Source organism: Stenotrophomonas sp. 3(2025), from assembly GCF_052665395.1.
On record NZ_JBQOIF010000003.1, the window covers coordinates 67,446 to 93,178 of the forward strand.

The 25,733-nt window shown below is 66.0% G+C and carries 23 protein-coding genes; 16 read left to right on the plus strand and 7 right to left on the minus strand.

All coding sequences use genetic code 11. The features are described 5' to 3' along the window. Window positions 1-51: 51 nt before the first annotated feature. From gyrB to ACUXVE_RS03285, 12 genes are all read left to right on the plus strand, one after another. Complete coding sequence (gene gyrB / locus ACUXVE_RS03230) at window positions 52-2,511, plus strand: DNA topoisomerase (ATP-hydrolyzing) subunit B (protein ID WP_093820374.1); 2,460 nt, start codon at window positions 52-54, stop codon at window positions 2,509-2,511. 67 nt (window positions 2,512-2,578) lie between these two features. Beyond that, window positions 2,579-3,424, plus strand: a complete 846-nt coding sequence (locus ACUXVE_RS03235; RefSeq protein WP_032978482.1) for a CPBP family intramembrane glutamic endopeptidase — start codon at window positions 2,579-2,581, stop codon at window positions 3,422-3,424. Window positions 3,425-3,495: 71 nt separating this feature from the next. Continuing rightward, window positions 3,496-4,302, plus strand: coding sequence for a M48 family metallopeptidase (locus tag ACUXVE_RS03240; protein WP_025875555.1), 807 nt, complete (start codon window positions 3,496-3,498; stop codon window positions 4,300-4,302). A gap of 131 nt (window positions 4,303-4,433) precedes the next feature. Further along, window positions 4,434-5,621 (plus strand): tetratricopeptide repeat protein, encoded by a 1,188-nt coding sequence (locus tag ACUXVE_RS03245; protein ID WP_208083125.1) that lies wholly within the window; start codon window positions 4,434-4,436, stop codon window positions 5,619-5,621. Window positions 5,622-5,764: 143 nt separating this feature from the next. Continuing rightward, window positions 5,765-6,433, plus strand: coding sequence for an energy transducer TonB (locus ACUXVE_RS03250; protein WP_093820370.1), 669 nt, complete (start codon window positions 5,765-5,767; stop codon window positions 6,431-6,433). Window positions 6,434-6,527: 94 nt separating this feature from the next. Further along, window positions 6,528-7,289 (plus strand): TonB-system energizer ExbB, encoded by a 762-nt coding sequence (gene exbB / locus ACUXVE_RS03255; protein ID WP_093820368.1) that lies wholly within the window; start codon window positions 6,528-6,530, stop codon window positions 7,287-7,289. Window positions 7,290-7,345: 56 nt separating this feature from the next. Continuing rightward, window positions 7,346-7,771 (plus strand): ExbD/TolR family protein, encoded by a 426-nt coding sequence (locus tag ACUXVE_RS03260; protein ID WP_025875550.1) that lies wholly within the window; start codon window positions 7,346-7,348, stop codon window positions 7,769-7,771. 3 nt (window positions 7,772-7,774) lie between these two features. Beyond that, window positions 7,775-8,188, plus strand: coding sequence for an ExbD/TolR family protein (locus tag ACUXVE_RS03265; RefSeq protein WP_025875547.1), 414 nt, complete (start codon window positions 7,775-7,777; stop codon window positions 8,186-8,188). A 150-nt stretch (window positions 8,189-8,338) separates the two neighbouring features. Beyond that, window positions 8,339-9,799: a cardiolipin synthase gene (gene cls / locus ACUXVE_RS03270; protein ID WP_093820366.1), complete on the plus strand. Its 1,461-nt coding sequence runs from the start codon at window positions 8,339-8,341 to the stop codon at window positions 9,797-9,799. Window positions 9,800-9,839: 40 nt separating this feature from the next. Continuing rightward, window positions 9,840-10,100, plus strand: coding sequence for a hypothetical protein (locus ACUXVE_RS03275; protein ID WP_093820363.1), 261 nt, complete (start codon window positions 9,840-9,842; stop codon window positions 10,098-10,100). 9 nt (window positions 10,101-10,109) lie between these two features. Continuing rightward, window positions 10,110-10,853 carry a pyridoxine 5'-phosphate synthase gene (locus ACUXVE_RS03280; protein ID WP_222388071.1) on the plus strand — a complete coding sequence of 248 codons (744 nt, stop codon included), beginning with the start codon at window positions 10,110-10,112 and terminating at the stop codon, window positions 10,851-10,853. Between the two features lie 301 nt (window positions 10,854-11,154). Next, window positions 11,155-12,267, plus strand: coding sequence for a PA0069 family radical SAM protein (locus tag ACUXVE_RS03285; protein ID WP_445513816.1), 1,113 nt, complete (start codon window positions 11,155-11,157; stop codon window positions 12,265-12,267). A gap of 30 nt (window positions 12,268-12,297) precedes the next feature. Here ACUXVE_RS03285 and ACUXVE_RS03290 read toward each other — a convergent pair whose 3' ends face one another. From ACUXVE_RS03290 to ACUXVE_RS03300, 3 genes are all read right to left on the minus strand, one after another. Beyond that, the gene (locus ACUXVE_RS03290; RefSeq protein WP_222388069.1) at window positions 12,298-13,008 is read right to left on the minus strand and encodes a 2OG-Fe(II) oxygenase; all 711 of its coding nucleotides are present in this window, start codon (window positions 13,006-13,008) and stop codon (window positions 12,298-12,300) included. 108 nt (window positions 13,009-13,116) lie between these two features. Further along, window positions 13,117-14,133: a class 1 fructose-bisphosphatase gene (locus ACUXVE_RS03295; RefSeq protein WP_093820351.1), complete on the minus strand. Its 1,017-nt coding sequence runs from the start codon at window positions 14,131-14,133 to the stop codon at window positions 13,117-13,119. 280 nt (window positions 14,134-14,413) lie between these two features. Beyond that, window positions 14,414-15,616 carry an amino acid aminotransferase gene (locus tag ACUXVE_RS03300; RefSeq protein ID WP_445513817.1) on the minus strand — a complete coding sequence of 401 codons (1,203 nt, stop codon included), beginning with the start codon at window positions 15,614-15,616 and terminating at the stop codon, window positions 14,414-14,416. Window positions 15,617-15,787: 171 nt separating this feature from the next. Between ACUXVE_RS03300 and ACUXVE_RS03305 the strand changes: the two genes are divergently transcribed. Further along, the gene (locus ACUXVE_RS03305) at window positions 15,788-17,902 is read left to right on the plus strand and encodes a TonB-dependent receptor family protein (protein ID WP_445513818.1); all 2,115 of its coding nucleotides are present in this window, start codon (window positions 15,788-15,790) and stop codon (window positions 17,900-17,902) included. 85 nt (window positions 17,903-17,987) lie between these two features. On the opposite strand, the gene ACUXVE_RS03310 is transcribed toward ACUXVE_RS03305, so the two are convergent. Next, window positions 17,988-18,314: a hypothetical protein gene (locus ACUXVE_RS03310; RefSeq protein WP_222388066.1), complete on the minus strand. Its 327-nt coding sequence runs from the start codon at window positions 18,312-18,314 to the stop codon at window positions 17,988-17,990. Window positions 18,315-18,455: 141 nt separating this feature from the next. Between ACUXVE_RS03310 and ACUXVE_RS03315 the strand changes: the two genes are divergently transcribed. From ACUXVE_RS03315 to ligD, 3 genes are all read left to right on the plus strand, one after another. Continuing rightward, window positions 18,456-18,854, plus strand: coding sequence for a hypothetical protein (locus tag ACUXVE_RS03315; protein WP_025875521.1), 399 nt, complete (start codon window positions 18,456-18,458; stop codon window positions 18,852-18,854). A gap of 145 nt (window positions 18,855-18,999) precedes the next feature. Next, a complete protein-coding gene (gene ku, locus ACUXVE_RS03320) occupies window positions 19,000-19,926 on the plus strand; it encodes a non-homologous end joining protein Ku (RefSeq protein ID WP_445513819.1) in 927 nt (308 codons plus the stop codon). A gap of 3 nt (window positions 19,927-19,929) precedes the next feature. Continuing rightward, window positions 19,930-22,407 (plus strand): DNA ligase D, encoded by a 2,478-nt coding sequence (gene ligD, locus ACUXVE_RS03325; protein WP_445513820.1) that lies wholly within the window; start codon window positions 19,930-19,932, stop codon window positions 22,405-22,407. Window positions 22,408-22,485: 78 nt separating this feature from the next. Here ligD and ACUXVE_RS03330 read toward each other — a convergent pair whose 3' ends face one another. The 3 genes from ACUXVE_RS03330 to adh form a co-directional block, all read right to left on the minus strand. Further along, window positions 22,486-22,875 carry a hypothetical protein gene (locus ACUXVE_RS03330; RefSeq protein WP_025875515.1) on the minus strand — a complete coding sequence of 130 codons (390 nt, stop codon included), beginning with the start codon at window positions 22,873-22,875 and terminating at the stop codon, window positions 22,486-22,488. A gap of 105 nt (window positions 22,876-22,980) precedes the next feature. Beyond that, complete coding sequence (gene adhP / locus ACUXVE_RS03335; RefSeq protein WP_093820343.1) at window positions 22,981-24,009, minus strand: alcohol dehydrogenase AdhP; 1,029 nt, start codon at window positions 24,007-24,009, stop codon at window positions 22,981-22,983. A 74-nt stretch (window positions 24,010-24,083) separates the two neighbouring features. Continuing rightward, the gene (adh, locus tag ACUXVE_RS03340) at window positions 24,084-25,613 is read right to left on the minus strand and encodes an aldehyde dehydrogenase (protein WP_222388063.1); all 1,530 of its coding nucleotides are present in this window, start codon (window positions 25,611-25,613) and stop codon (window positions 24,084-24,086) included. Window positions 25,614-25,733: the final 120 nt, after the last annotated feature.

Here is a 25,733-nt window from a genome sequence, read left to right on the forward strand (position 1 = left end):
CGGCACATCGCTCAAAGCGGTGTCCGACCTGCGGAGCCTACGGCAAGCGCAATGACCGACGAACAGAACACCCCGGCAAACAACGGCAACTACGACGCCAACAGCATTACGGCCCTGGAAGGCCTGGAGGCTGTCCGCAAGCGCCCAGGTATGTACATCGGCGACGTCCATGACGGCACCGGCCTGCATCACATGGTGTTCGAGGTCGTCGACAACTCGATCGACGAAGCCCTCGCCGGCCATGCCGACCACGTGTCAGTGACGATCCATGCCGACGGCTCGGTCGGAGTGTCCGACAACGGTCGCGGCATTCCGACGGGCAAGCACGAGCAGATGAGCAAGAAGCTCGACCGCGACGTGTCTGCAGCCGAAGTCGTGATGACGGTCCTGCACGCAGGCGGCAAGTTCGACGACAACAGCTACAAGGTTTCCGGCGGCCTGCATGGCGTGGGCGTCAGCGTGGTCAACGCGCTGTCGCAGAAGCTGGTCCTGGATATCCATCAGGGCGGTTTCCACTACCAGCAGGAATACGCCGACGGCGCAGCACTACATCCGCTCAAGCAGGTCGGCCCCAGCACCAAGCGCGGTACCACCCTGCGCTTCTGGCCGTCGGTAAAGGCTTTCCACGACAACGTGGAATTCCACTACGACATCCTGGCCCGTCGCCTGCGCGAACTGTCCTTCCTCAATTCCGGCGTCAAGATCGTGCTGGTGGACGAGCGTGGTGATGGCCGCCGCGACGACTTCCATTACGAGGGCGGCATCCGCAGCTTCGTGGAGCATCTGGCGCAGTTGAAGACGCCGTTGCACCCGAACGTGATCTCGGTAACCGGCGAATCCAACGGCATCACCGTGGAAGTGGCGCTGCAGTGGACCGACTCCTACCAGGAGACGATGTACTGCTTCACCAACAACATTCCGCAGAAGGACGGCGGTACCCACCTGGCCGGCTTCCGTGGCGCGTTGACCCGTGTGCTCAACAACTACATCGAGCAGAACGGCATCGCCAAGCAGGCCAAGATCAACCTGACCGGCGATGACATGCGCGAAGGCATGATCGCGGTGCTGTCGGTGAAGGTGCCGGACCCGAGCTTCTCCAGCCAGACCAAGGAAAAGCTGGTCAGCTCGGATGTGCGTCCGGCCGTGGAAAGTGCGTTCGGCCAGCGCCTGGAAGAGTTCCTGCAGGAAAACCCGAACGAAGCCAAGGCCATCGCCGGCAAGATCGTCGACGCTGCCCGTGCCCGCGAAGCCGCGCGCAAGGCCCGCGACCTGACCCGCCGCAAGGGTGCGCTGGATATCGCCGGCCTGCCGGGCAAGCTGGCCGACTGCCAGGAAAAGGATCCGGCACTGTCCGAACTGTTCATCGTCGAGGGTGACTCGGCAGGTGGCTCGGCCAAGCAGGGTCGCAACCGCAAGAACCAGGCGGTGCTGCCGCTGCGCGGCAAGATCCTCAACGTGGAACGTGCACGCTTCGACCGCATGCTGGCGTCCGACCAGGTGGGTACGCTGATCACCGCGCTGGGCACCGGCATCGGTCGCGACGAGTACAACCCGGACAAGCTGCGTTACCACAAGATCATCATCATGACCGACGCCGACGTCGACGGCGCGCACATCCGCACCCTGCTGCTGACGTTCTTCTACCGTCAGATGCCGGAGCTGATCGAGCGTGGTTATGTCTATATCGGCCTGCCGCCGCTGTACAAGATCAAGCAGGGCAAGCAGGAGCTGTACCTGAAGGACGATCCGGCGCTGGACAGCTATCTGGCCAGCAGCGCAGTGGAGAACGCCGGGCTGGTGCCGGCCAGCGGCGAGCCGCCTATCGATGGCGTGGCGCTGGAAAAGCTGCTGCTCGCCTACGCTGCCGCGCAGGACACGATCAACCGCAATACCCACCGTTACGACCGCAACCTGCTCGAAGCGCTGGTCGACTTCATGCCGCTGGAGCTGGAAAACCTGCGCAACGCAGGTCCCGGTGAGGGCCTGGACGCGCTGGCCAAGCACCTCAACCAGGGCAACCTCGGCAGCGCCCGTTTCACCCTGGAGCTGCAGGAACCCAACGAGCAGCGTCCGGCTGCGGTGCTGGTCACGCGCAGCCACATGGGCGAACAGCACATCCAGGTGCTGCCGCTGTCGGCGCTTGAAAGCGGCGAGCTGCGTGGCATCCACCAGGCAGCGCAGCTGCTGCACGGCCTGGTCCGCGAAGGCGCGGTAATCACCCGTGGCGCCAAGTCGATCGAGATCGACTCGTTCGCGCAGGCTCGCAACTGGCTGCTGGACGAAGCCAAGCGCGGCCGTCAGATCCAGCGATTCAAGGGTCTGGGCGAAATGAATCCGGAACAGCTGTGGGATACGACGGTGAACCCGGAGACCCGCCGCCTGCTGCAGGTGCGCATCGAAGATGCGGTCGCCGCTGACCAGATCTTCAGCACCCTGATGGGTGATGTGGTCGAACCGCGTCGTGACTTCATCGAAGACAACGCGCTGAAGGTCGCCAACCTGGATATCTGACACAATCGGATGGTGGCCGGCGCGCGGGGAGGCGCGCCGGCTTTTGTCCCTTGATCGCAGGTAATCGATGTCCGCTTCCGCCCCGGTTTCCGCTCCGCCGCCGGTTCCACCGGCTACTGTCACGCCCCGCGCCTCCTCGCCGCTGGCGGGCTTCTTCATCGATCTGGGAATCGCCGCCGTCACCCTGTTCGGGCTGAGCCTGGTGGGCGGGCTGATCTGGGGACTCTATCGCGGCATCGTTGTGGGATACGCCAGCGCCAAATCCGGCGGTGGCACGCCTGACCCGGCAGCGGTCACCCAGCAGCTCGGCCAGCCCGGTGCTCTTGGGCAGATCCTGATGGCACTGGTCGCTACCGGCGGCGCAGCACTGCTGGTGTACTTCTGGCGCCGACCGGCCAACGCTGCAGAACGCCAGCGTTCGCGCGACGCGCTCCGTCGCCCCTCCACCTGGGGTTGGACCCTGCTGGTGGCCAGCGCGATCGTGATCGGCAGCAACGGCATCGCCTTTGTGGCCAAGCAGATGGGTATCGAGCCGGTACCGACAAACCTCGAACTGATGCAGAACGCGGTTGCCCGCTTTCCGCTGTTCCTGACGTTGTTTGCCGTGGTGCTTGCACCCGCCTACGAGGAACTGCTGTTTCGCCGGGTCCTGTTCGGGCGCCTGTGGCAGGCCGGGCGGCCGTGGCTGGGGATGATCCTGAGCAGCCTGGCGTTCGCGCTCATCCATGAAATTCCCGGTACCAGCGCCAATGGCCCGGCCGAGATCGCCCAGCTATGGCTGGTCTATGGCGGCATGGGCGCCGCGTTCTGCTGGCTGTACCGCCGCACCGGCACCTTGTGGGCAGCGATCGCCGCCCATGCGCTGAACAATGCGGTGGCGCTTGCGGCGCTGGTGTTTTTCGGGGCAACGTAAGGCGCTGTCCGCTTGACGAAAGATTAAGCAGACCCGTTACACACTGGGCTTCTGAACACGGGGGTGGGTCCATGAAACAACTGCTGCTGGCCATCGTCATCACCACTCTGGTCAGCGCCTGCGCGACCACCACTTCACCCACCGGCCGTCGGCAGATGGTGGGCGGTGTGTCGCAGGCGCAGCTGGATCAGCTGGGTGCGCAGGCGTTCGCCGAAACCAAGCAGAAAGAGAAGATCAGCAGCGACGGCCGCCAGAACGGCTACGTGCAATGCGTGGTCAACGCGCTCGTCGCACAGCTGCCGCCTCAGTACCGTGGCGTACGGTGGGAAACGGCGGTGTTCGTCGACAAGGAACCCAACGCCTTCGCCCTGCCCGGCGGCAAGGTCGGGGTCAACACCGGCATCTTCAGCGTTGCCAAGAACCAGGATCAGCTGGCAGCGGTGATCGGCCATGAAATCGGCCACGTGATCGCCCGCCACCACGAAGAACGCATCACCCGGCAGATGGGCGCGCAGACCGGATTGGCGGTGCTGGGCGCGCTGGCCGGCGCCTATGGCGGCGAAGGTGCAGCCAGTACGGTCAACCAGCTGGGCGGGATGGGGGCGCAGACCGCGTTCCTGTTGCCCGGCTCACGCACCCAGGAAAGCGAGGCTGACGTGATCGGTCAGCGGCTGATGGCCGAGGCCGGATTCAACCCCGCCCAGGCCGTCGATCTGTGGCAGAACATGATGGCTGCCAGTGGCGGTCGCAGCCCGCAATGGTTGTCGACCCATCCCGATCCTGCCAATCGGATCAGGGAGTTGCAGCGCGATGTACCGGCGCTGGGCCCTGTCTACCAGCAGGCGCAGGCGGCCGGACGCCGTCCAAAGTGTGGCTGAGTGCGCAGATTCATGCTGTATTGCAGCACATAAAACGATTTCTCACGCCATCTGTTTCTGATACGTTTGGCGGCTCAGATTTTTCTGACAGTCCGACTTTGCCGCTACCGGCGGTTCGATCGAGGTGAACGATGATTTTCCGTAACCACAAAGCTGTGCTTTCCGTCCTCATCGCCACTGCCCTGACCGGCGCCGTGGTCACCGACGCGTTCGCGCAGTCCTCGCGTTCGTCCGAGCGTGGCAACCGCGGCGGCAAGCAGGCCAAGGCCGAAGTGCTGTTCCCGAACGCGACCCGCCAGGAACCGGCTGCGAAGTCGTCGGCCAAGCTGGGCAGCAAGCTGCAGAAAATGATTGACAGCTACAACAAGGAAAAGTTCCCGGAGACCCGCACGCTGGCCGACGAGATCCTGGCCACCGAGAGCGCCAACGAGTACGACAAGTCGCTGGCAGCACAGCTGGCGTCGCAGGCCGCCTACCAGACCGACGACACCGCCGCCGCCATCGCGTACCTCAAGCAGGTGCTGCAGTTCAACGGCCTGGACAACAACGGCCACTTCCAGTCGATGCTGATGCTGGGCCAGCTGCAGATCCAGGAGGATCAGACCGCTGAAGGCCTGGCAACCCTCGACAAGTACTTCGCCGAGAGCAAGTCGACCAAGCCGGAAGAGCTGATCATCAAGGGCCAGGCGCTGTACCAGCTGGAGCGCTACCAGGAAGCGATCCCGGTGCTGAAGCAGGCCATCGCCGGTGCTGCCGAGCCGAAGGACAACTGGAACCAGCTGCTGATGGCCGCGCTGGCCGAAGCCGGCCAGACCGGTGAGGCGGTGCAGGCCGCCGAGGCACTGGCGGCCAAGAACCCGAACGACAAGAAAGCGCAGCTGAACCTGGCCAACATGTACATGCAGGCCGACCAGATGCCGAAGGCCGCCGCGGTGATGGACAAGCTGCGCAGCAGCGGCCAGCTCACCGAAGAGCGCGAGTACAAGCAGCTGTACTCGATCTATGCCAACACCGAGAACAAGGAAAAGGACGTCATCGCGGTCATCAACGAAGGGTTGCAGAAGGGCATCCTGAAGCCGGACTACCAGGTCTACCTGGCGCTGGCCCAGTCCTACTACTACTCCGACCAGGTGCCGCAGGCGATCGAAGCGTGGCAGAAGGCCGCCCCGCTTTCCAAGGACGGTGAGACCTACCTGAATCTGGCACGTGTTTTGCACAGTGAAGGTCGTGTCCCGGAGGCCAAGCAGGCCGCCCAGCAGGCGCTGGCGAAGGGCGTGAAGAACCAGGCGGATGCCAAGAAAATCATCAACCTGAAGTAAGTAGGAATAACGCCTGAACGCCTGCGCAGTTGATGCGCAAGCGCTCAGGATTGGTATAAGCTTGGAGGTTCCTGCGGTGTCATGCACCGCTGATCAGGGATTCCGCCCCCGGGATTCCGGCCCCACTATTGAGCTCTTGGCGCATGACGGAACAACTAGTCGTTCACCGGTACGAACAACCCGATGACAAGGGGCTGAGCTGGCCTCGCATCGTCGGTATCGCGTTTGTAATCGCCCTGCATCTGGCCGCCTTCATGATGCTCCTGATTCCTGCCGTGGCTCCCAAGGCCGTTGCGGAGAAGGAGCGCAACGTCATGGTGACCATCGTCGACGCACCGCCGCCGCCGCCACCGCCGCCGCCGCCGCCGCCGCCGCAGGACACCCCGCCGCCGCCGGTGAAGAATCTGTCGCCGCCGAAGCCGTCGCCCGTCCCGCCGCCGCCGCAGGCGCCGGTCGTCGACGTGCCGGAACCGCGCCCGAACGATATCGTCACCCCGCCGTCGCCGCCGTCGCCGCCGGCACCGCCGACCTCGATCGAGGCCAGCGTGGACATCTCGTCGAAGGCCATGAATCCGCCGCGCTATCCGCCGGCTGCCTTCCGCGCTGGTATCCAGGGCGAAGTGATCCTGATCATTGATGTCGATGCCAGCGGCAACGTCACCAATGTCACGGTGGAAAAGTCCAGCCGTAACCGCGATCTGGACCGTGCTGCGATGGAAGCCGCCCGCAAGTGGCGTTTCAACGCCGCCGAATCTGGCGGTAAGAAGGCTGCTGGCCGCGTCCGCGTCCCGGTCAACTTTGCGCTGAACTGATGCGCCCGGGTGGCCGCTTGGCCACCCTCGCCTCCAGTTCGATTGTCTAGCTTAGCTACACCCTTTATCACCACACACAACAAAGGTAAGCGTCATGCTGCAGGAAATTTTCATCGCCGCTGCTGCCGGGGGCAATCCGTCCAACGCCCTGTCGCAGATGGGCTTCGAGCACCTGATCCACGAAATGACCACCAAGCCGGGTGATTTCGCGGTTTCCTGGGTCGTGCTGCTGACGCTGGTCGTCATGTCGGCCATGTCCTGGTACTGGACCGTCATCAACATCTTCCGTGCTACCCGCCTGAAGAGCGCCGCCGATCGCGTCGTCAGCCTGTTCTGGGATACCCCGAACGCGCAGGACGCCATCCGTGCAATGGAAGAACAGCCGGCTTCGGAGCCGTTCTCGAAGATCGCACTGGACGCTGCCCAGGCTGCTGCGCACCACCAGCGTGCTGAAGGCGGCGCCGCCGGTGGCGTGGGCGAGAACCTGAGCCGTTCGGAGTTTGTCGACCGCGCTCTGCGTCAGGCCGTGACCCGCGAAAGCAACAAGCTGCAGTCGGGCATGACCCTGCTGGCCACCGTCGGTGCAACCGCTCCGTTCGTCGGTCTGCTGGGTACCGTGTGGGGCATCTACGGCGCGCTGATCAAGATCGGTGCCACCGGCTCCGCTTCGATCGACGCCGTTGCCGGCCCGGTGGGTGAAGCACTGATCATGACCGCCATCGGTCTGTTCGTCGCGATCCCGGCCGTGTTCGCCTTCAACTTCTTCAGCAAGATCAACAGCGCGACCATCAGCAAGTTCGATACCTTCGCGCACGACCTGCACGACTTCTTCGCCACCGGTTCGCGCGTCCGCTAATTGCGACGCGCTGTACCCGCGAGAACGTAGTCACCAAGATCTAGACGGAGCCCGTTATGGCTTTCAGTAGTGGTAACAGCGGCGGCCCCATGGCCGACATCAACGTTACGCCCCTCGTGGACGTGATGCTGGTGCTGCTGATCATCTTCATCATCACGGCGCCGCTGATGTCCCACAAGGTCAAGGTGGATCTGCCGGAGGCCAATCTGGTCCAGAAGCCGGACGACACCAACGACCGCAAGGGTCCCATCACCCTGGCAGTCAAGGAAGACGGTTCGATCTACTGGAATGACGAAGAGATCGACAAGCAGACCCTCGAGTCGCGCTTGGCGACCGCCGCCCAGCAGACCCCGCAGCCGCCGTTGAACCTGCGTGGTGACCGCACCACCAAGATGCGTGTCATCAACGAGATGACCAAGGTCGCGCAGGAACAGGGCATGCTGGACGTCGGCTTCGTGGCGACCAAAGAGAAGGGGCAATAAGCCATGGCATTCAGTAGTGGTGGTGGCAAGGGCCCCATGGCAGACATCAACGTCACGCCCCTCGTGGACGTGATGCTGGTGCTGCTGATCATCTTCATCGTGACCGCGCCGATCATGACGTATCCGATCGCCGTGGACCTGCCGCAGCGCGTGCTCAACCCACCGCCGCAGCTGGTCGAACCGCCGCCGCCGATCGAGCTGAAGATCGACGCCAGCAACCAGGTCTCGTGGAACAACAGCCCGATCGGTACGCATGAACTGCAGCAGCGGATGGAGCAGGAGGTCCAGCGTGACCCGACCAACCAGCCGGAACTGCGGATCGATGCCAGCCCGGATTCGGAGTACGACGTGATGGCCAAGGTTCTGGCCGCCGCGAAGAATGCTCAGATGAAAAAGATCGGCTTCGTGCAGCAGTAAATCGCTACACCGCAATACATCAGTCATGACGCGACTGCAGGCGCCCCTGGAAACAGGGGCGTCTTTTTTTTGTGCGTGCAGGCGTCTTCCCGGCAACGCCGTTGGCAATGAATGCCTCTGGCCGGTGCCTGTCCCCGCTATGATCGGCGGATGCTCGCCCTCTTCGATTCCGTGCGCCATTGGCTTGATGGCATCGCCCACCTGGGAACGATCCTGGCGGTGGCCTACCTGCTGTATCTGCTGGCGTTGACGGGCTGGATCATGCTGCAGAAGCGCGAGCCGGTGGCCACGCTGAGCTGGATCCTGTCGCTGGCGCTGCTGCCCTACCTCGGCCTCTTCATCTACTACCTGCTGGGCCCACAGAAGGTGAAGCGGCAACGGCTGCGGCGCGGTCGCGCGCGCTCGGGCATGGAGCACTACAGCGATGTCTGCCCGCCCGATGCCGACTGCACCGAACTGGCCAAGATCGCGCAGGCGACCACCGGGCTGGCGCCAAGCACGGCCACCGAAGTGACCTGGCTGGTCGACGGCGCGGCCACCTACGCCGCGCTGCTGGAAGCGGTGGCACAGGCGCAGGACCATGTGCACCTGGAGTACTACATCTTCAATCCCGACCACGCCGGCACCGCGTTGCGGGATGCGTTGGTGGAACGGGCCAACGCCGGCGTGCAGGTGCGGCTGCTGCTGGATGCGGTAGGTTCTTCGGCCGTGCGCCAGCGCTTCCTGCAGCCCCTGCTGGATGCCGGCGCGGAAGTAGTCTGGTTCCATCCTCGGCAGCTGTTGAAACCATTCAAGCGACCCTGGTTGAACCTGCGTACGCACCGCAAGCTGGTGATCGTCGATGGCCGGCTGGCGTTCACCGGCGGCATCAACATCACCGACGACGAAGACGAAAGCCGCAACCCGGATGCTTACCGCGATCTGCACATGCGCCTGCGCGGGCACGTGGTGCGCAGCCTGCAGCTGGTGTTCGCCGAGGACTGGTTGTACGCCAGTGGCCAGGACCACTCGCGGTTCGATATCGCCCGGCTGTGGCCCAGCGACATGCCCCTGCGCGGCGACGGCGCGATCAACGCGCAGGTGCTGGTGTCCGGCCCGGATTCGGGATGGGAGACCATCCATCGCCTGCACGTGGCCGCCATCCAGGAAGCACGTGAGCGGGTCTGGCTGGTCACCCCCTACTTCGTACCCGGCGAGGCGGCGCGGATGGCGCTGACCTCGGCTGCACTCGGTGGCCTGGACGTGCGCCTGCTGGTGCCGAAGATGAGCGACTCCTGGTTCGTGACCCAGGCCGCGCGCTCCTATTTCGACGAGCTGCTGCATGCGGGGGTGAAGATCTACGAGTACGGTCCACGCATGCTGCATACCAAGGCGTTCATCGCCGACGACGATGTCTGCATCGTCGGCAGCGCCAACTTCGATCACCGCAGCTTCCGCCTGAATTTCGAGCTGTCGATGATGATCAGCGACCGTGGCCGGGTGGCGGAACTGTCCACGTTGCTGCAGTCCGAATTCGAGCGTGCCACCCGCGTGCACGACCAGGCAGGCCGCTCGCTGTGGCTGCACCGGCTGCCCGAAGCCTTCGCGCGATTGGCCTCGCCGCTGCTGTGAGGCAGCGCTACACTGCGGCGGTGGCCCGGGGAGACTGACAATGTACTGGCTGTACCTGCTGCTGGCGCTGGGCTGCTTCGCCTTTGCGCTGAAAACGCCGAACATGGGCCTGATGTCACTGGCCCTGCTGGGCACCCTCGCCTTCCTGCTGGCATGGGTGCGCGGTCGATACGCGGCACGCTTCGGCGACCTTCAGCGTGATCCGGCCACACTGGTGGACAGCGATGAACTCAGGCGTCTGCGCGAGCAGGCCAAGGTTGCTCCGGCCGACGGCAGCGACGCTCCCTCTCACTCCCCGTAGTCCCGTTCCATGACCCAGCTCAGCGTCAACGTCAACAAGATCGCCGTCCTGCGCAACTCGCGTGGCGGTGCCGAACCGGACGTGGTGCGTGCCGCCCAGGCTTGCCTGGATGCCGGCGCGCATGGCATTACCGTGCACCCGCGGCCCGACCGCCGGCACATCACCGCCGAGGACGTGCTGGCGCTGTCGGCGCTGACCCGTGCCCGTGGCGTGGAGTTCAACATCGAAGGCAACCCGTTCGCGCCGCCGCGTGAGGGCTACCCCGGGCTGCTGCCGCTGTGCGCGCAGGTGCGACCGGCGCAGGCCACGCTGGTTCCCGATGGCGATGGCCAGATCACCTCCGACCATGGCTTCGACTTCGAACGCGATGCGCAGCGCTTGCGCCCGCTGGTGGCCGAGCTGAAAGCGATGGGATGCCGGGTGAGCCTGTTCGTGGATGCCGGCAACCCGCTGCTGGAGCAGGCCGCCGATGTCGGCGCCGACCGCGTCGAGCTGTACACCGGCCCGTATGCCGAGGCCCATGCCGCCGGCGACGCCCGCGCCATGCTGGAACTGTTCGCCACGGCCGCGCGCCGTGCACAGGCCGTCGGCCTCGGTGTGAATGCCGGGCACGATCTGTCGCAGGACAACCTGCGTGACTTCCTGGCCGCCGTGCCGGCGGTGCTGGAGGTGTCGATCGGCCACGCGCTGATCGGCGAGGCGCTTTACGACGGCCTGGATGCCACGGTGAAGGGCTACCTGGCACTGCTGTAGCAGTGCATGGGACTTCCCCACGGGGTTGAAGCCCGAAGACGTGCGGCAGGTCCCCGTATTCCGGCCTGGCAAGCGCCCCTTAGCCGATCTTCCCATCGCAGCTGTTGAGATACCCGTGGCTCATGCTGGCCTGCCGCGGCGATGCCGCGCGCCCGGTCCCAAGCCAGAAGACCCTGTGGACAAGTCTGGGGTCAACATGTCGCCCAATGCGCCTGCGCGCCTACAGCTACGTGAATCCTGGCCGCTTGCGCTGCCTGTGGTTAGCAATAATACTAATAGCCCGTAACGGCCGGAGGGCAACATGCAGCCCCCCCCTCGCAACGCCCAGGCCGCCATCAAGGGCCGGGGTTCCACGTCCCATCTTGCGGGGCGTTTTGAAAGCACCGTCAGCGAAGCGGTGGACGACGGCTGGGCAGTGGACGACAGCGAGGAGTTCCTCGCCCCGAGGCTGCGTACCGAAGTACGCGCGGAGACCGCTCGCAGCATCATCAGCCGCAACACCTCCCCGGACGTCGGCTTCAGCCAATCGGTGAATCCGTATCGCGGCTGCGAGCATGGCTGCTCTTACTGCTTCGCCCGCCCCTCGCATGCCTATCTGAACCTGTCGCCTGGCCTGGACTTCGAGACCAAGCTGTTTGCCAAGACCAACGCGCCACAGCTGCTGCGCAAGGAACTGTCGAAGCCGGGCTACGTGCCGCAGCCGATCGCGCTGGGCATCAACACCGACGCCTACCAGCCGATTGAACGCAAGTTCAAGCTGACCCGCCAGCTGATCGAAGTGATGCTGGAGACGAAGCATCCGTTCTCGCTGATCACCAAGAACGCGTTGGTCGAGCGCGACATCGATCTGCTCGCACCACTGGCGGCGGAGAATCTGGTCAGCGTGCATTTCTCGGTGACATCGCTGGATCCGCGTCTGTCGGCGAAGCTGGAGCCGCGCGCCTCGGCACCCCATGCGCGGCTGCGTGCGATGAAACGCCTGCACGAAGCGGGCATTCCGGTGGGCGTGATGGTTGCGCCGGTGATTCCGTGGATCAACGACAGCGAACTGGAAGCCGTGCTGGAAGCCGCGCACGACGCCGGCGCCAGCACTGCAGGCTACGTGCTGCTGCGCTTGCCGCTGGAAGTGGCGCCGCTGTTCCGCGATTGGCTGGACACCCATCATCCCGATCGCGCCGCGCATGTGATGAGCACCATCCAGCAGCTGCGCGGCGGCAAGGATTACGACAGTCAGTTCGGCACGCGCATGCGCGGCCAGGGTGTTTACGCAGAGCTGCTGAACAACCGCTTCAAGCTGGCGCGCAAACGCCTGGGCTTCAACGCGCAGAACAGCCATTGGCCGAAGCTGGATTGCAGCCGGTTCGAGAAGCCGTTGCCGCCGAAGGTGGATACGCCGCAGGGGAGTTTGTTCTAGGTCGTCGCGGTCGCGCCGTGGTGCTGTGCCTCAACCCCCCCCAAACAACTTCTGCGCACTCTGGAACAGGATCCAGCTGGTGGCGATGAACTTGTCGCCGCCCTGCGGCCGGTTGCCGCGATGGGTATGGGTGAACGCAGTCGGCGCGATCAGCAGGCTGCCGGTGCGCGGTGCGATCTTCCGGCCCTGGAACAGGAACTCGGTTTCGCCTTCGTCGAAGTCGTCGTTGAGGTACAGCGTCCACAGCACATGCCGGTGCAGGGTCTCGGCCTGCGCGTCCTTCGGGTACAGCTCGCAGTGCCAGTACGGGTAACCGCCCTCGCCCGCCGCATACCACTGCAGGTTGATCGCGCCCGGGCGCAGGCAGGTGCGCGCCAGATCCGCCAGCTGCTCCGGCGCCATGTCGGGGAAATCCTCGGCCGACAGGCGTCGCGGCTGGCCGCTGCTGTCCTGGATCTGCAACATCAACGGCGCGATCAATGCCTGTGGATAACGGCGTAGATAAGTCTGCAGACCCGCAAATACCGCCTGTTGCAGCTGCTGGTCCACATCCTGCCAGCCATCCACGCCGCTGATCCGCAGATCCTTGCTGTGCTTGAGTTCCGGGAACACACCGCTGCCCACTGCGCCGGGTTTCAAGCCCTGGCTTGCACGCATGCGCGCGACGATCGCGGCGCACACGTCGCTGGGGACGGCGTTGTGGATGACCTCGATGAAATCGACAGGGCCCGGCTCGTGCATGCGTGCATTCCTTCGACGGCAAGGGCTTGATGGTGCCGTTTGCAGCTGCTGCTGTCACCCTGCGGTCATGTCACCAATCTGCCATGACCGCTGTAGGGATGGCCGCTGTCAGACGCTCTTCGCGTCATGCTCCTGGTGATAACGCACGGCCTCGGCGACCTCTTCGCGCGAACCGAGGAACACCGGCACGCGCTGGTGCAGCTGGTCGGGTTGCACGTCGATGATGCGCTCGCGACCGGTCCAGGCAGCGCCGCCCGCCTGCTCCACCAGCAGGCCCATCGGGTTGGCTTCGTACATCAGGCGCAGCTTGCCGGCCTTGCCCGGCTCCTTCTTGTCCCACGGGTAGATGAAGATGCCGCCGCGGGTCAGGATGCGATGCACGTCGGCGACCATGCTGGCGATCCAGCGCATGTTGAAGTTCTTGCCGCGCGGGCCTTCCTTGCCGGCCAGCAGATCTTCCACGTAGGCCTGCATCGGCGCTTCCCAGTGCCGCTGGTTGGACATGTTGATGGCGAACTCCTGGGTGGCCGCCGGGATCTGCATGTTCTCGGTGGTCAGCACGAACTCGCCGGTTTCGCGGTCGAGGGTGAAGGCGTGGGTACCGTGGCCGACGGTCAGCACCAGCTGCGTGCTGGGCCCGTAGATGCAGTAGCCGGCGGCGATCTGCTTGCTGCCCGGCTGCAGGAAGGCGTCATCGCCGGGCAGTTCGACGTTGGTCGGGCAACGCAGCACCGAGAAGATGGTGCCGACGGAGACGTTGACGTCGATGTTGGAGCTGCCATCGAGGGGATCGAACAGCAGCAGGAAATCGCCACGCGGGTAGATGTCCGGCACCGGCTGGCTGTGGTCCATCTCCTCCGATGCGCAGGCGGCGAGGTGGCCACCCCACGCGTTGGCCTCCAGCAGGATCTCGTTGCTGATGACATCCAGCTTCTTCTGCGCTTCGCCCTGCACGTTGCCGGTACCGGCCTCGCCGAGCACGCCACCGAGGGCGCCCTTGCTGACGGCGATGGAGATGCTGGTGCAGGCGCGGGCGACGACCGCGATCAGCTGGCGCAGGTCGGCGTTGATGCGGCCGGCGTGCTGCTGCTGGATCAGGAAGCGGGTCAACGAGGTACGGGACATGGGCGGGCAGGTCTCGGCAACGGGAAAACGCCTATTGTCGCTGGTCTGACTTGCGCGTGGGTGAGCGGGGGTAGGCGTAATCGTTTCCAGAGGCGTTGCGGTCGTGGCACCCTCACCCATGGGGGCTCGATCGGCGCATCCATGCGCCTCACGGTCCTGGCCACGGTGTCCCGCTCACTGCGCTTCAGGGTGTGCCGCGAGCGCGGAGGGTGTGGCAAGGCAGGAGCAAAAACAAAGGCGCCTTGCGGCGCCTTTGTCTTCAAACCACTGGAGTGGTGCTTCAGCCCTTGGCGACGGTGGCCACGGCCTTGGCGACGTATTCCAGGTTGTTCTGGTTCAGCGCGGCCACGCAGATGCGGCCGGTGCCGACGGCGTAGATGCCGAACTCGTCGCGCAGACGCTCGACCTGTCCGCGGCTCAGGCCGGAGTACGAGAACATGCCGGCCTGTTCGTTGATGAAGCCGAACTGCGGGGCACCAGCAGCGGCCAGCTTCTCGACCAGGCCCTGGCGCAGGGCGTGGATGCGCTCGCGCATCTCGGTCAGCTCCTGCTCCCACATCGCGCGCAGTTCCGGATTGTTCAGCACACCGGCAACCAGTGCAGCACCGTGGGTGGACGGGCTGGAGTAGATCGTGCGGATCACGCGCTTGACCTGCGACTGCACGGCCTTGGCGTCAGCGGCGGTCGGCGCGACCATCGACAGCGCGCCCACGCGCTCGCCATACAGCGAGAACGACTTGGAGTACGAGTTGGCGACGATGAAGCTGTCGATGCCCGCCTCGGCGATGATGCGCACCGCGGCACCGTCCTGCTCGATGCCCTTGTCGAAGCCCTGGTAGGCCATGTCGATGAAGGGGAACAGCTGGCGGTCCTTCAGCAGCTGTGCGACCTGCTTCCACTGGCTGACGGTGAGGTCGGCGCCGGTGGGGTTGTGGCAGCAGGCGTGCAGCAGCACCACGGTGCCCGCTTCCAGCTTGCCCAGGTCGGCCAGCAGGCCGTCGAAGTTGACGCCATGGGTGGTCGGGTCGAAGTAGGTGTAATCGACCACCTCGAAACCAGCGGCGCTGAACACGGCGCGGTGGTTTTCCCAGCTCGGGTTGCTGAGTGCGACGGTGGCGTGCGGCAGCAGCTTCTTCAGCACGTCGGCGCCGACGCGCAGCGCACCGCTGCCACCGACAGTCTGGGCGGTGGTGACACGGCCGGCGGCCAGCAGCGGCGAGTCCTTGCCGAACACCAGCTCACGGGTGGCCTGGGTGTACCCCGGCAGGCCATCGATCGGCAGGTAGCCGCGCGGTTTGGCTTCGTTGGCGAGCTGCTGCTCGATCTGCTTGACGGCGCGCAGCAGCGGAATGCGGCCGCTCTCGTCGTAGTAGATGCCCACACCCAGGTTGACCTTGGTCGGGCGGCTGTCGGCGTTGTACGCCTCGGTCAGGCCCAGGATCGGGTCGCCTGGGACCAGTTCCACGTTTGCAAAGAAGGACACGGCGGTACTCGTTCGGTAGACGGAAAGGGGGAGGAATTGCGCCACGCGGCTTGCGGCCTGTCGGCCGAAACCGACCCATCGTAACAAAGCCTGCCGGGGCTGGCCGCCGCCATCGTCATCCGCCTGCCCGTACCATGGCGTGCGTTGCCGCCCGATCCATCAACCTGAATCATGAATCCCAGCGCACGACGCCCATGCCTGCCGCTTTCCGCCCTGCTGCTGCTGCCTTTGGCGGTGACAGCCGAGTCATTGCCGACCGCCCTGCCGACGGTGCAGGTGCAGGCCGCGCGGGTGCCCGGCGTCGACCCCTTCGCCCTGCCCGCCAGCCTGGATACGGTGTGGATCGACGCCGACCGTACCGGCCCGGGCACGCAGCTGTCCGAGGCGCTGGGCGGGGTGCCGGGCCTGTTGGCCCGGGACCGGCAGAACTTCGCGCAGGACACCCAGCTGTCGATCCGTGGCTTCGGCGCCCGTTCGACCTTTGGCGTGCGCGGGGTGCGGGTGCTGATCGATGGGGTGCCGGCGACCATGCCCGATGGTCAGGGCCAGCTGTCGCACGCCAGCCTGCTCGGTGCCGAGCGCATCGAGGTGCTGCGCGGGCCGTTCTCGGCCCTGTATGGAAATTCGTCCGGGGGCGTGCTGCAGGTGTGGAGCGCGCAGGGCCAGGCCGGTGACCCGTGGCGGGTGCGGGTGAGTGCCGGTGCCGACAACACGCTCAGCGTCGGCGCTCAGCTGCGCGGGGCGGGCCCTGGCGTCGACTACAACGTGGCCGCCAACCATTTCAGCACCGATGGCTGGCGTGACCACAGCCGCGCGCGGCGTGAATCGCTCAACGCGCGCCTTGGCACCGAGCTCGCTGGCGGCCGCCTGGAGCTGCTGCTCAATGCGCTGCACGCGCCCAACGCGCAGGACCCGCTGGGCCTGACCCGCGCTCAGGTGGCGGCCGATCCGCGCCAGGCCACGGCGGTGGCTGAGCAGTACAACACCCGCAAATCGGTGCGCCAGCAGCAGGCAGGCCTGCGCTGGACCCGTGAAGCCGGTGCGCAGCGCTGGCAGCTGATGGGCTATGCCGGGCAGCGCGCGGTGACCCAGTACCTGCCGATTCCGCCGGGGCCGCAGGCCAACCCATTGCATGCCGGCGGCGTGATCGACCTGGATGGCGGTTATGGCGGGCTGGACGCGCGCTGGGGCTGGAACGGCGATCTGTGGGGGCGCCCGCTGGACCTGGTGGTGGGCGTGAATGCCGATCGCCAGCGCCAGCACCGCACCGGCTACGAGAACTTCGTCGGCACCGCCGTGGGGGTACGCGGCCGCCTGCGTCGCGACCAGATCGACATCGTGCAGAACGTGGACCAGTTCGCCCAGGCGTGGTGGCAATGGAGCCCGCGCTGGTCGCTGCTGGCCGGGGTGCGCCACAGCGCGGTGCGCTTCGAATCGGATGATCGCTACATCGTCGGGCGCAACCCGGACGACAGTGGCCGCCGTCGCTACCAGGCCACCACGCCAGTGGCGGGTGTCAGCTTCGAGGCAAGCCCGCAGTGGCGCCTGCACGCGGCGATCGGGCGTGGCCTTGAAACCCCGACGTTCAACGAGCTGGGCTACCGCGCCGACGGCCAGGCCGGGCTGGCGCTGGATCTGGCGGCCGCCCGCAGCCGCAGCCTGGAAGTGGGCAGCAAGTGGCACGCGCAGGATGGAAAGCAGCTCGATGTGAGCCTGTTCCGTGCAGATACCGACGATGAACTGGCCGTTGCCAGCAACACCAATGGTCGCAGCACGTACCGCAACATCGGCCGTACCCGCCGCCAGGGTGTGGAGCTGCAGTACCGGCAGCCGTTGGCCGAGCAGCTGGAGCTGCAGCTGGCCTGGACCTGGCTGCAGGCGCAGGTGCGTTCGCCCTATCTGGCCTGTGCGGCCAGCAACTGCGCAGTGCCAGACACCGTGGTTGCCGCTGGCAGCCGCCTGCCCGGCGTGCCCCGGCAGCAGGCGTATGCCCGCCTGCAGTGGTCGCCGGGACAGTGGCAGTGGGCGCTGGAAGCGGCCGCCAGCAGCGATGTGGTGGTGAACGACATCGCCACCGAGCGCGCACCGGGATACGCGCTGCTGAACCTGGAGGCCGGCCACAGCTGGACGCTGCAGGCCGGTGACCTGCGCGCATTCGCGCGGATCGACAATGTGCTGGACCAGCGCTACATCGGCTCGGTGATCGTCAATGACGGTAACGGCCGGTTCTTTGAACCGGGGCCGGACCGCCGCGCCAGCGTTGGCCTGCAGTGGTCATGGCGTTAGGCGGGCCCCGGTAGCGCCGGGCCATGCCCGGCGATCGCGCAGCGCGGACGTGACGGATCCGCCGGGCATGGCCCGGCGCTACCGATCAATCCGGGGCCTTGGCGGGCACGAACGGCGAGGTTGGATCGCTGGCCGGGAAGGTCTCTTCCAGCGCCTGGTCCTGGTTGTCGCTGGCGTGCTGCTTGCGCTCGCGCCGCTTCAGCGGACTTTCCTGGCCACCGCGATTGCGGTCACCGCAGTCCTTGCGGTCCTGGGCGGCCTGTTCAGGCCGGCGCACGACGGGCAGTACGCCCTCGTCCGGTGTCGACATGCCGGCGCCACGGTCCTCGGCGTCGGCCAGATCGTGTTTGCCGCGCTGCTCGCCCGGCTCGGGGGTGTGGTTCTCACGCAGGGGGTCACGGGTGGTGGTCATGGGTCGTTCCTCCGGTAGGCCTCCACTAGAGCGCGGATGAAGTAAAGCCACTGCGAACCTGGCGTCATGAACATCTTTGTCACGACTGGATAACGGCAGCGCGCGTATTCCTGCCCACCCGCCCTGCAGCAGGAGCCGGCCATGCCCCGTCTTGAACGCCCCGCCCCGTCCGTGTTCAACGCCCTGCTGGATCCGCTTGGCCAGCGCAGCACGCAGCGCCGGACGCGCCGCCTGGAGGATCCGCAGGCGGTGGCGCAGGACTATCTGCAGTACATGCTCAGCGACTACGAGGAACGCCGCGGACAGGGGCATCGCAACTGGCGCGATCTGTGCCCGGTGTATGCCTTCGCGCTGACCACCCATGCCGCTGACTGGCCGCGTGGCGGCGAGGCCGATACCAGTGGCGAACTGGCCGAGCACTGGGACCAGATGCGCGGACAGTCGCGCCTGAACTGGGCGCAGGCGCAGCCGGTGGTGGAAGATGCCTGGCGCGCGCTGGACCATATCCCCGCCGCTGCGGTGAGGCCGCTGCTGCAGTAGTGCCGGTCGCTGGCAGGGATCGCCGGGATTCAAGGAGCTGCCGGCCAGCGGCCGGCACTACCGCATGGTCTGCACGTGGCCGACACGGTTGTTTCACGGTAGCCGGCTGAAGCTGGCTACCCCTGCTGAAACACAGGTGCGCATCATGGCCCGCCCGATCTGGACCGGTACGCTTTCCTTCGGCCTGCTCAACGTACCGGTCTCGCTGATGTCCGGCGAGCGCAAGGTCGACCTGCACTTCCGCATGCTGGATTCGCGCGATCGCAAACCGATCCGCTTCGAACGGGTCAACGCCGACACCGGCGAGGAAGTGCCGTGGAAGGACATCGTCAAAGCCTACGAGTACGACAAGGGCAGCTACGTCGTGCTGGAGGAAGACGATATCCGTTCGGCGGCGCCGGAAAGCCATGAAACGGTGGAGGTGGAAACCTTTGTCGACGCCAGCCAGATCGACCCGCGTTACTACGAGAAGCCCTATCTGCTGGTGCCGGGTAAGAAGGCCGAGAAGGGCTACGTGCTGCTGCGGGAAACGCTGCGCAGCACTGGCAAGGTCGGTATCGCCCGGGTGGTGGTGCGCACGCGCGAGTACCTGTGCGCGGTGATGCCCAACGATGACGCGCTGGTGCTGATGATCCTGCGCTATCCGCAGGAACTGGTCGAGCCTGACGACTACAAGCTGCCCAGTGGAAAGCTTGCCGATTATCGCATCACCAGCAAGGAAACGGCGATGGCCGAGCAGTTGATCGAGTCGATGGCCGGTGACTGGGATCCTTCGCAGTACCACGATGAGTTCCGCGAACGCCTGCAGCAGGTGCTGAACAAGCGCATCAAGTCCAAGGGCGGCACCACCCAGGTGGAGGACGAGCCGGCACCGCGAGAGGATGCGACCACCAACGTGGTGGACTTCATGGCGCTGCTGCAGAAGAGCCTGGATGCCAACAAGCGCACGCCGGCGAAGAAGGCGGCCGCGCGCAAGGCTCCAGCCAAGAAGGCAGCGACGAAGAAGGCACCGGCAAAAAAGGTCGCAAAGAAGGCCGCCAGGAAGACCCCTGCGCGACGCAAGGCGGGATGAGCCATGTCGTTGCATCAGTACCGCCGCAAGCGTCGGCTGGGCGGGGGGAGCGGACAGACCCCGGAGCCGGACGATGCACCGGCACGAGGCAATCCGAAGCGGCGGCCGATCTTCGTGGTCCAACTGCACCACGCCAGCAGCCGCCACTACGATTTCCGCCTGGAAATGGATGGCGTGCTGAAAAGCTGGGCGGTGCCGAAGGGGCCGTCGCTGCGGGTGGGTGAGAAGCGCCTGGCGGTGGAGGTGGAAGACCACCCCCTTTCCTATGCCGGCTTCGAAGGTGATATTCCGCAAGGCCATTACGGCGCCGGCCACGTCGATGTGTTCGACCACGGCAGCTGGGCCTGCGAAGGTGATCCGCTGCAGGCACTGGCTGCGGGCAAGATCGACTTCGTGCTGCACGGGCAGCGCCTGGCCGGTGGCTGGAAACTGGTACGCACGGCGATGAAGGGCCGCCAGGTGCAGTGGCTGCTGATCAAGCGCGATGACGCGCAGGCACGGGATGCGGAGGCGGACGATCTGCTGCACACGCCAGCGCTGAAATCCGCGAAGACGTCCCGGGCTTCAGCGAAGAAGACGGCTCCAGCGCCACGTGCCGCACAGCCACGCAAGGCCGATGCACGCTGGCATGCGCGCGCGCTGCAGCTGGACGGGGCGCGCGACAGAACCTACCCGCACCAGTTCAAGCCACAGCTCACCGATCACCGCGACACCGCGCCCGATGGCGAGCGTTGGCTGCATGAGATCAAGTGGGATGGTTACCGGTTGCTGGCCGATGTGCACGAAGGTGAGGTGACGCTGCGCTCGCGCAATGGACTGGACTGGACTGCCGATTTTCCCGAAGTGGTGCAGGCGGTGCAGGCGCTGCCGGTGCGCGATGCGCGTCTGGACGGAGAACTGGTGGTGCTGGACGACAACGGCCGCAGCGACTTCGCCGCGCTGCAGCGGGTGATCGACGGCAGCTCGAAACAACCGCTGCGCTACATCGTGTTCGACCTGCCGGGCGTGGCCGGGGTCGACATCAGCCGCGCGCCGTTGCTGCAACGCAAGGCACTGCTGAAGGAGCTGATCGGCGATAAGCCGGGCACGCTGGCTTTCAGCGAGCACGTCATCGACCACGGACCTGACGTGTTCGAGGCCAGCGGCAAGGCGGGTTTCGAAGGCATCGTCAGCAAGCAGGTCGATGCGCCCTACGTGAACACCCGCGCACGCAGCTGGGTGAAAGTGAAGCACGAGGACACCGATGAATTCCTGATCATCGGCCACACCGCACCCAAAGGCTCGCGGGTGGGATTCGGTTCGCTGCTGCTGGCCACGCCGGACAAAGGCGGCCTGCGCTATGTCGGCCGCGTCGGTACCGGCTTCGACGATGAGGGGCTGCGCGCGCTGGCGGCCACGCTCGCGCCGCTGGCGGTGAAGGAGGCGGTGCTGGAGCTGCCGGCGCACGTGCCGTTGCGTGCGCCCAGCGTGCGCTGGGTCAAGCCGGTGACAGTGGCCGAGGTCGCGTTCCGCGGCTGGGGCAAGGAAGGGTTGCTGCGCCAGGCCAGCTTCAAGCGACTGCGCAGTGACAAGAAGAAGGAGGACTTGGCGATGGGCGAGACGGTTTCCGACGACGGCGGTGACGTCGCCATCACCCATCCCGAGCGCGTGGTGTTTGCGAAGAAGAAACTCAGCAAGGGTGATGTCGCCGACTACTACCGGCAGATGGCGCGCTGGATCCTGCCGGAAATCAGTGGGCGACCGCTGTCGCTGCTGCGCTGTCCCGACGGCGTAGGCAAGGCCTGTTTCTTCCAGAAGCACCATGGCCAGGGCCTGGGTGACGCCGTGCATGCGGTGCCGCTGCAGCAGAAGAGCGGGCGCGAGGACTACGTCTACATCGATGACGAACGCGGCCTGCTGCAGCTGGTGCAGATGAACACCCTGGAACTGCATCCGTGGGGGGCGACGGTGGCCGATCCCGAACATCCCGACCGGTTGGTGTTCGATCTTGATCCGGGTGAGGGCGTGAGCTGGGCCGACGTGAAGCGCGGCGCGCGCGATGTGCGCGATCGACTGCAGCAGACCGGGCTGCAGAGCTTCGTGCGGCTGTCGGGCGGCAAGGGCGTGCATGTGGTGGTGCCCCTGCAACCCGCAGCCGACTGGGACGACGCGAAAGCGTTCTGCGAAGCGTTCGCACAGGCGATGGCCGAACATGCGCCGGACCGTTACGTGGCGACGATGAGCAAGGCCAAGCGCAGCGGAGTGATCTTCATCGACTGGCTGCGTAATACACGGGGAGCGACCAGCGTGTGCTCATGGTCGCTGCGCGCGCGGGAGAGCGCGGGAGTCGCGGTGCCGCTGCGCTGGGAAGAGCTGGCGCGGGTGAGCGCGGCCGATGCGTTTCCGATGGACAAGGCGTTGGCACGGGCCAAGCGTTTGAAGGCGGATCCGTGGCAGGGCATCGACGCGCTGAAGCAGACGCTGCCGACGCTGCAGCGGTAGTGCCGGCCGCTGGCCGGCACCTGCAGGATCATCGAGGCTGCCGGCCAGCGGCCAGCGGCCAGCGCTACCGGTATCCGCTCAGCGCCGATCGCGCGATGCGCGGCGGCCGAACCACCAGCCCAGCAGCAACTGCACCGGCAGCGAAACCAGCAGGCCGATGACGAACCAGTGCGGGAAATCGCCGCCCATCACCCACAGGCCATAGCCCGCGCCGAGCACCAGCAGAGACCAGATGGAGGTGCCATGCGCGCGTGGCCAGCACGGCGCGTAATACGTGGCGAAGGCAATGGCGGCGATGCCACCCAGCACGGTGAATGCCAGGTCCCAGCCGAGCTGGGCCTCGCTTCCCGGCGTCATGCGCAGCAGCGATGGCAGCCAGCCCGCGGCACTGCTGACCAGGGCCAGCGCGAGCAGCGCGCCGATCAGCGCGAGCAGGGAGAGAAAGACGGTCTTGAGCGTGCCGGGCATGCGCGCATTGTAAGGCCGCCGGGGTGCGCGGCGCTGCCGGCAGATCGGCATGGCCGCCGTGCCCGTGGGAGAGGGAAACGGACACGGCAGCCATGCACAGGGGGGTCAGGCAGCGAAGTCGATCACCACGCGGCCTTCGATGGTGCCGGCGTGCATGCGCGCGAACACCTCGTTGACGTTCTCCAGGCGGTCGGTGCTGACCGTGGCGGCAACCTTGCCGTCGGCGGCGAACTGCAGCGATTCCTGCAGGTCCAGGCGGGTGCCGACGATCGAACCGCGTACGGTGACGCCGTTGAGCACCATGCCGAAGATGTCCAGCGGGAAGTTGCCCGGCGGCAGGCCGTTGAGCGAGACCGTGCCGCCGCGGCGGACCATGCCCAGTGCCTGTTCGAAGGCCTTGGGCGAAACCGCAGTGACCAGCGCACCATGCGCGCCACCGATCTCCTTCTTCAGGAACGCGGCCGGATCGGTGGTGCGCGCGTTGACGGTGACCTGTGCGCCCAAGCGCCTGGCCAGGGCCAGCTTGGCGTCGTCCACATCCACCGCTGCCACGTTCAGGCCCATCGCGCGGGCGTACTGCACGGCCATGTGGCCGAGGCCACCGATACCGGAAATGACCACCCAGTCACCGGGTTTGGTGTCGGTGACCTTCAGGCCCTTGTACACGGTGACGCCGGCGCACAGCACCGGCGCGATCTCCACAAAGCCCACTTCCTTCGGAAGCAGGCCGACATAGTTGGCATCGGCCAGTGCGTACTCGGCGAAGCCGCCGTTGACCGAGTAGCCGGTATTGCGCTGCGTTTCGCACAGCGTTTCCCAGCCACCCAGGCAGTGTTCGCAATGGCCACACGCCGAGTACAGCCAGGGGATGCCGACCCTGTCACCTTCCTTGATGTGCCCTACCCCGCCTCCCACGGCCACGACGTGCCCCACGCCCTCGTGGCCGGGGATGAACGGCGGGTTCGGTTTCACCGGCCAGTCGCCCTCGGCGGCGTGCAGGTCGGTGTGGCAGACGCCACAGGCCTCGATCTTGACCAGCACCTCGCCCGCCCCCGGGCGCGGTACCACGACTTCCTCGATGACCAGCGGCTTGCCGAACTCACGGACGACGGCGGCCTTCATGGTTCTGTTCATGCGTGCTTCTCCGTAGTGCGCTTGCAGACAGGATGGCGCCGGCCCCATGCCCGCGCCTTGATCCCGATCAATCCTCAGAAGAAGCCGAGCTTCTTCGGTGCGTAGCTGACCAGCAGGTTCTTGGTCTGCTGGTAATGGTCGAGCATCATCCGGTGGTTCTCGCGGCCGATGCCCGACTGCTTGTAGCCGCCGAACGCGGCGTGCGCCGGGTAGGCGTGATAGCAGTTGGTCCATACCCGCCCGGCCTGGATCGCGCGGCCCACCCGGTACAGGCGCGCGGCATCGCGGCTCCAGACGCCGGCACCCAGCCCGTACAGCGTGTCGTTGGCGATCTGCAGTGCTTCTTCTTCGGTCCTGAACGTGGTCACCGACACCACCGGCCCGAAGATCTCCTCCTGGAACACGCGCATGCCGTTGTGGCCCTTGAACACGGTCGGCTGCACATAGAAGCCGCCGGCCAGGTCGCCACCGAGCGCGGCTCTGTCACCGCCAATCAGCACCTCGGCGCCTTCCTCGCGGCCGATGGCGATGTAGGACAGGATCTTCTCCAGCTGTTCGCCCGATGCCTGCGCACCCACCATGGTGTTCGGGTCCAGCGGATTGCCCTGGCGGATCGCCGCCACGCGTTCGAGCACACGCTCCATGAAGCGTTCGTAGATCGATTCCTGCACCAGTGCGCGCGACGGGCAGGTGCAGACCTCGCCCTGGTTGAAGGCGAACATGACGAAGCCTTCCACCGCCTTGTCGAGGAAATCATCGTCTTCGGCCATCACGTCGGCGAAGAAGATGTTCGGCGATTTGCCGCCCAGTTCCAGCGTCACCGGGATCAGGTTCTGGCTGGCGTACTGCATGATCAGGCGGCCGGTGGAGGTTTCACCGGTGAAGGCGATCTTGGCGATGCGCGGGCTGCTGGCCAGCGGCTTGCCCGCCTCCAGGCCGAAGCCGTTGACCACGTTGAGCACGCCCGGCGGCAGCAGGTCGCCGATCACCTCCATCAGCACCAGGATCGACGCCGGGGTCTGCTCGGCAGGCTTGAGCACCACGCAGTTGCCGGCGGCCAGCGCCGGCGCCAGCTTCCAGGCCGCCATCAGCAGCGGGAAGTTCCACGGGATGATCTGCCCGACCACGCCCAGCGGTTCGTGGAAATGGTAGGCCACGGTGTCGTCGTCGATCTGCGACAGGCTGCCCTCCTGCGCACGCAGGCAACCGGCGAAGTAGCGGAAGTGGTCGGCCATCAACGGCACGTCGGCGTTGAGTGTCTCGCGGATCGGCTTGCCGTTGTCCCACGTCTCGGCGTGGGCCAGCAGTTCCAGGTTCTGTTCGATGCGATCGGCGATGCGGTTGAGCAGCAGCGCACGGTGGGCGGCCGATGTGCGGCCCCAGGCGTCCTTTGCGGCGTGGGCGGCATCGAGTGCGGCGTCGATGTCCTCGGCGTTGGAGCGGGCAACTTCAGTGAACACCTGGCCGTTCACCGGCGAGATGTTGTCGAAGTACTGGCCGCTGCGCGGGGCGATCCATTCGCCACCGATGTAGTTGCCATAGCGCGGCTTGAACAGGGAGCGCGGATCGGTGGCATGCGGGCGGGTGGACGGTACGGCGTTCATGGCGGCTCCTGTGGTGGGCATGGTGCATCCACAGGCGCAAAGACGATGCCAACATTGGCCTGCTGCGCTGCATCACGCCTTCATCGCCCGGCCGTCGGTCATCCTGTCGCGCACCCTGCG

Excerpts from the sequence above, each read along its gene's own strand:
- ACUXVE_RS03235 (WP_032978482.1), top strand. The coding sequence starts at position 2,579 with ATGTCCGCTTCCGCCCCGGTTTCCGCTCCGCCGCCGGTTCCACCGGCT.
- ACUXVE_RS03275 (WP_093820363.1), top strand. The coding sequence starts at position 9,840 with ATGTACTGGCTGTACCTGCTGCTGGCGCTGGGCTGCTTCGCCTTTGCG.
- ACUXVE_RS03310 (WP_222388066.1), bottom strand. The coding sequence starts at position 18,314 with ATGACCACCACCCGTGACCCCCTGCGTGAGAACCACACCCCCGAGCCG.
- ACUXVE_RS03285 (WP_445513816.1), top strand. The coding sequence starts at position 11,155 with ATGCAGCCCCCCCCTCGCAACGCCCAGGCCGCCATCAAGGGCCGGGGT.
- cls (WP_093820366.1), top strand. The coding sequence starts at position 8,339 with ATGCTCGCCCTCTTCGATTCCGTGCGCCATTGGCTTGATGGCATCGCC.
- ligD (WP_445513820.1), top strand. The coding sequence starts at position 19,930 with ATGTCGTTGCATCAGTACCGCCGCAAGCGTCGGCTGGGCGGGGGGAGC.
- ACUXVE_RS03260 (WP_025875550.1), top strand. The coding sequence starts at position 7,346 with ATGGCTTTCAGTAGTGGTAACAGCGGCGGCCCCATGGCCGACATCAAC.
- ACUXVE_RS03295 (WP_093820351.1), bottom strand. The coding sequence starts at position 14,133 with ATGTCCCGTACCTCGTTGACCCGCTTCCTGATCCAGCAGCAGCACGCC.
- gyrB (WP_093820374.1), top strand. The coding sequence starts at position 52 with ATGACCGACGAACAGAACACCCCGGCAAACAACGGCAACTACGACGCC.
- ACUXVE_RS03330 (WP_025875515.1), bottom strand. The coding sequence starts at position 22,875 with ATGCCCGGCACGCTCAAGACCGTCTTTCTCTCCCTGCTCGCGCTGATC.
- ACUXVE_RS03280 (WP_222388071.1), top strand. The coding sequence starts at position 10,110 with ATGACCCAGCTCAGCGTCAACGTCAACAAGATCGCCGTCCTGCGCAAC.
- ACUXVE_RS03305 (WP_445513818.1), top strand. The coding sequence starts at position 15,788 with ATGAATCCCAGCGCACGACGCCCATGCCTGCCGCTTTCCGCCCTGCTG.
- ACUXVE_RS03240 (WP_025875555.1), top strand. The coding sequence starts at position 3,496 with ATGAAACAACTGCTGCTGGCCATCGTCATCACCACTCTGGTCAGCGCC.
- ACUXVE_RS03290 (WP_222388069.1), bottom strand. The coding sequence starts at position 13,008 with ATGCACGAGCCGGGCCCTGTCGATTTCATCGAGGTCATCCACAACGCC.
- ACUXVE_RS03315 (WP_025875521.1), top strand. The coding sequence starts at position 18,456 with ATGCCCCGTCTTGAACGCCCCGCCCCGTCCGTGTTCAACGCCCTGCTG.
- ACUXVE_RS03265 (WP_025875547.1), top strand. The coding sequence starts at position 7,775 with ATGGCATTCAGTAGTGGTGGTGGCAAGGGCCCCATGGCAGACATCAAC.
- ACUXVE_RS03245 (WP_208083125.1), top strand. The coding sequence starts at position 4,434 with ATGATTTTCCGTAACCACAAAGCTGTGCTTTCCGTCCTCATCGCCACT.
- ACUXVE_RS03250 (WP_093820370.1), top strand. The coding sequence starts at position 5,765 with ATGACGGAACAACTAGTCGTTCACCGGTACGAACAACCCGATGACAAG.
- exbB (WP_093820368.1), top strand. The coding sequence starts at position 6,528 with ATGCTGCAGGAAATTTTCATCGCCGCTGCTGCCGGGGGCAATCCGTCC.
- adh (WP_222388063.1), bottom strand. The coding sequence starts at position 25,613 with ATGAACGCCGTACCGTCCACCCGCCCGCATGCCACCGATCCGCGCTCC.
- adhP (WP_093820343.1), bottom strand. The coding sequence starts at position 24,009 with ATGAACAGAACCATGAAGGCCGCCGTCGTCCGTGAGTTCGGCAAGCCG.
- ku (WP_445513819.1), top strand. The coding sequence starts at position 19,000 with ATGGCCCGCCCGATCTGGACCGGTACGCTTTCCTTCGGCCTGCTCAAC.